Consider the following 3,740-nt stretch of genomic DNA (forward strand, 5'->3'; position numbering starts at 1 on the left):
CCTTCTTCCTTCTTCCTTCTTCCTTCTTCCTTCTTCCTTCTTCCTTCTTCCTTCTTCCTTCTTCCTTCTTCCTTCTTCCTTCTTCCTTCTTCTTATGACTATTCAAAAATTTGTTGTCACCGCCGACCAAATGCGGCAAATAGAAAACAGAATCTTTGCGGCTGGAATGCCCGTAGCAGCTTTAATGGAAAAAGTTGCACTCCTGATTTCTAGACGCATTCAGGTGCTTTTGAGGGAAGAGGGAAGTTCGGCAACGGATTTTGAAACGGATGAAACGGATGTAACGTATAGAAGGAAAAGCGGTGAAGGGCTAAAGATTGTTAATTCTCAATTCCCAGCTATTGGGGTGTTAGTTGGGCCGGGACATAACGGCGGCGATGCTTTGGTTGTGGCCCGCGAATTGCACTTTAAAGGATTCCCAGTAGTTATTTACTGCCCATTTTCTAAACTCAAAGAACTTACCAAAAGTCACGCTGATTATGCGCGTTCTTTAAATATTCCATTTGTTGAGAACATCGAACCGCTGAAAAACTGCGACTTTCTCGTAGATGGTTTATTTGGTTTTGGGTTAGAACGAGAAATCACTAACCCCACAGCCGCCGCGATTGATGAAATCAATAATTTAAACATCCCGATTTTTAGTATAGACATTCCGTCGGGAATCAATACAGATACTGGGGCTGTATTGGGTACGGCAATCCGGGCAAAACATACATTATGTTTGGGATTGTGGAAAATGGCTTTTCTACAAGACAAAGCTTTAGAATATATTGGTAAGTCAGAATTAATTGATTTTGATATTCCCGTTGCAGATATTGCAGCGATATTGGGCAATTTTCCAGCAATACAACGCATTACTAAAGCATCGGCAATTCAGCATTTACCATTACCCCGATCGCCAATTTCGCACAAATACACCAACGGTCACTTACTAATTATTGCAGGTTCGGCCCGTTACAGCGGAGCCGCAATTTTAGCCGCATTGGGAGCAAGAGCCAGCGGAGTCGGAATGCTGTCAATTGCCGTCCCTGAGTCGATTAAACCGATGTTGAGCAGTCATTTACCAGAGGCATTAGTTATAGGATGTCCCGAAACCCCAAACGGTGGCATTAAGGAGTTGCCGGTAGCAATTGATTTGGGTAGCTACGATGCGATCGCCACAGGGCCAGGTCTGACATTGGAAGCCGCGATCGCTGTAGAATCTGTACTGGAGTGCGATCGACCTCTGGTTTTAGATGCCGACGGTTTAAATATCCTCGGTCAACTCGGCACAGTTCCCATTTTGTCGGAACGCCGAGCAGTGACAATTATCACCCCTCACCCGGGCGAATTTAAGCGTTTGTTTCCCGAATTAGCGGGCCTCAGCGGCGATCGAATTGCCGCAACTCAAGCAGCGGCAGAGCTTTGCGGTGCAACAGTATTGCTCAAAGGAGCCAGAGTTTGCATAAGTTGGAAGGAGGATGACGGCGATTCCCTAGGGGATAGCTACGCTTCACGTACCCTTACCTATCTCAATCCCGAAAGCACCCCAGCCCTCGCCAGAGGCGGCAGCGGCGACGTTCTCACCGGCTTGTTAGGGGGATTGTTAGCAAGTGCGATCGCCCGTAAATCCCCCCCCCAAGAAGTGGCAGTAACAGCAGCGTGGTGGCACGCTCAAGCCGGAATCGCCGCAGCCAAAGAACGGACAGAATTAGGTGTAGATGCCTTTACTTTGACACAGTATTTAATTCCTACCTTGCGAGAATTACAGTAAGGGCGATCGTCCCATTCCCTGTAATTCTCGCCCATTAGTTTGTAGTAAGGACTTCAGTCCTCTACTTTTGATAAGGACTGAAGTCCTCACTACAAACCTCTTGATTTGGTTTGTAGTAAGGACTTCAGTCCTCTACATAAGGACTGAAGTCCTCACTACAAACCTCTTGATTTGGTTTGTAGTAAGGACTTCAGTCCTCTGATTTTGATAAGGACTGAAGTCCTCACTACAAACCTCTTGATTTGGTTTGTAGTAAGGACTTTAGTCCTCTGATTTTGATAAGGACTGAAGTCCTCACTACAAACCTCTTGATGTGATTGGTCACTCGTTTGAGCGACACTCAAATGAGTGACACTCGAAAAAGTGACTGTGAAGCCATCAATCGCACCAGTTATACCTGAAATATCAAAGAGCACAACTTAAATATTGAAAGGAGCACATTATGTACACCGAAGAAAAAAGCACGAACAATGAAACAATGGCGATCGCCGCCGATACTACAGCTCAATCAAATTTTGCAGTTGGTCTAACAACAGGACTCAACAAACCCACTTTACAAATCGGTTCCACAGGTCAAGCAGTCAAAGAACTAGAAACTCTCCTAGCTCATTGGGGATATTATTTCGGCCCGATTGACGGTATCTTCGGCGTCCAAGTTCAAACAGCAGTCAAACGCTATCAACACCGCGTCTTCTTAATGGAAGATGGGATAGTCGGTTCTATAACTTGGCAAGCACTATACTCTGGTGCACCTGTGAATATGCCGACACTGATGAATGGCAGTTCTGGTAATGCTGTGAAAATTGTTCAAAATGTCCTGAAATTAAATGGATACTATTTCGGCTTTATTGACGGATTTTTTGGCCCGATGACAGATGTAGCAGTCCGCCATTTCCAACTCAGCAAGGGTTTAGTACAAGATGGAATTGTCGGCTACAGAACTTGGCACGCTCTTAGCAAGTTACCCCACTAAGTTGCGTTGGGTGCCCACAAACACCTTACCAGTTAGTTTGTAGTGAGGACTTCAGTCCTCATAAAAATCTGAGCACTTATATTCCTCACTACAAATACACTTAGCTAACTCAAATGAGTGACACTCAAAAAAGTGACTGTGCAGCCACAAATCTCACCAGTTATACCTGAAATATCAAAGACCACAACTTAAATCTTCAAAGGAATCACATTATGTACACCGAAGAAAGAACCACGAATAATGAAACTGTAGCTATCGTCGCCGATGCTACTCCTCAATCAAATGTTGCAGTTGCTGCAACCGCCGCACTGAACAAACCTACTTTACAAATAGGTTCCACAGGTCAAGCTGTCAAGGAACTACAACAGCTTCTCTATCATTGGGGATATTATTCTGGCCCGATGGACGGTATCTTCGGCGCCCAAGTTCAAAAAGCAGTCAAAGGCTATCAACACCGCGTCTTTTTAACTGAAGATGGGATGGTTGGTTCTATAACTTGGCAAGCACTGTATTCTGGTGCACCTGTGAATATGCCCATCTTGATGAATGGCAGTTCTGGTAATGCTGTGAAAATTGTTCAAAATGTCTTGAAAATCAATGGATACTATTTCGGTGCAATTGATGGATATTTTGGGACGATGACAGATGTCGCAGTGCGCCAGTTCCAAATCAGCAAGAATATACCACAAGATGGAATTGTCGGTGCTAAAACCTGGTACGGACTCAGCAAGTTACCCCACTAATCATCGGTTTAATTATTGATAGAATTTACGCAAAACCTCTATATGTAAAGTGTACAGTGTACTTTACATATAGAGGTTTTCGGACGGAAATTTATTATAAGAAACACAAGATTCAACTCCTCATTACAAAGACTTTTGACTTTGCAATTCCTCAGTAAACCGTATTGCTTTATATATAGGGCTTGCTGAATAATTGATTGCCAACCAAGAGCAGGAGCGATCAATATATTCAAGCTTGGTTAAAGATAAGTTTTTTCTGTATCGAGTCGCC

General features: G+C 44.0%; 3 protein-coding genes. All 3 read left to right on the forward strand.

Annotated elements, in window-relative coordinates; all coding sequences use genetic code 11:
• Nucleotides 1-94 precede the first annotated feature (94 nt).
• The 3 genes from JGK16_RS00865 (at nt 95) to JGK16_RS00875 (ending at nt 3,469) form a co-directional block, all read left to right on the forward strand.
• Entirely contained in the window at nt 95-1,753 is a 1,659-nt protein-coding gene (locus JGK16_RS00865) for an NAD(P)H-hydrate dehydratase (protein ID WP_293187065.1), read from the forward strand.
• A 442-nt stretch (nt 1,754-2,195) separates the two neighbouring features.
• Nucleotides 2,196-2,726: a peptidoglycan-binding protein gene (locus JGK16_RS00870; protein ID WP_293189265.1), complete on the forward strand. Its 531-nt coding sequence runs from the start codon at nt 2,196-2,198 to the stop codon at nt 2,724-2,726.
• Nucleotides 2,727-2,938: 212 nt separating this feature from the next.
• A complete protein-coding gene (locus JGK16_RS00875) occupies nt 2,939-3,469 on the forward strand; it encodes a peptidoglycan-binding protein (protein WP_293187063.1) in 531 nt (176 codons plus the stop codon).
• The last annotated feature ends 271 nt before the right edge of the window (nt 3,470-3,740 follow it).

Origin of the sequence: Microcoleus sp. PH2017_09_SFU_O_A (genome assembly GCF_020738625.1) — a bacterium.
Lineage (GTDB): Bacteria > Cyanobacteriota > Cyanobacteriia > Cyanobacteriales > Microcoleaceae > Microcoleus.

Coding starts and splice junctions, on each gene's coding strand:
- JGK16_RS00865 (WP_293187065.1), top strand. CDS start 95: ATGACTATTCAAAAATTTGTTGTCACCGCCGACCAAATGCGGCAAATA.
- JGK16_RS00875 (WP_293187063.1), top strand. CDS start 2,939: ATGTACACCGAAGAAAGAACCACGAATAATGAAACTGTAGCTATCGTC.
- JGK16_RS00870 (WP_293189265.1), top strand. CDS start 2,196: ATGTACACCGAAGAAAAAAGCACGAACAATGAAACAATGGCGATCGCC.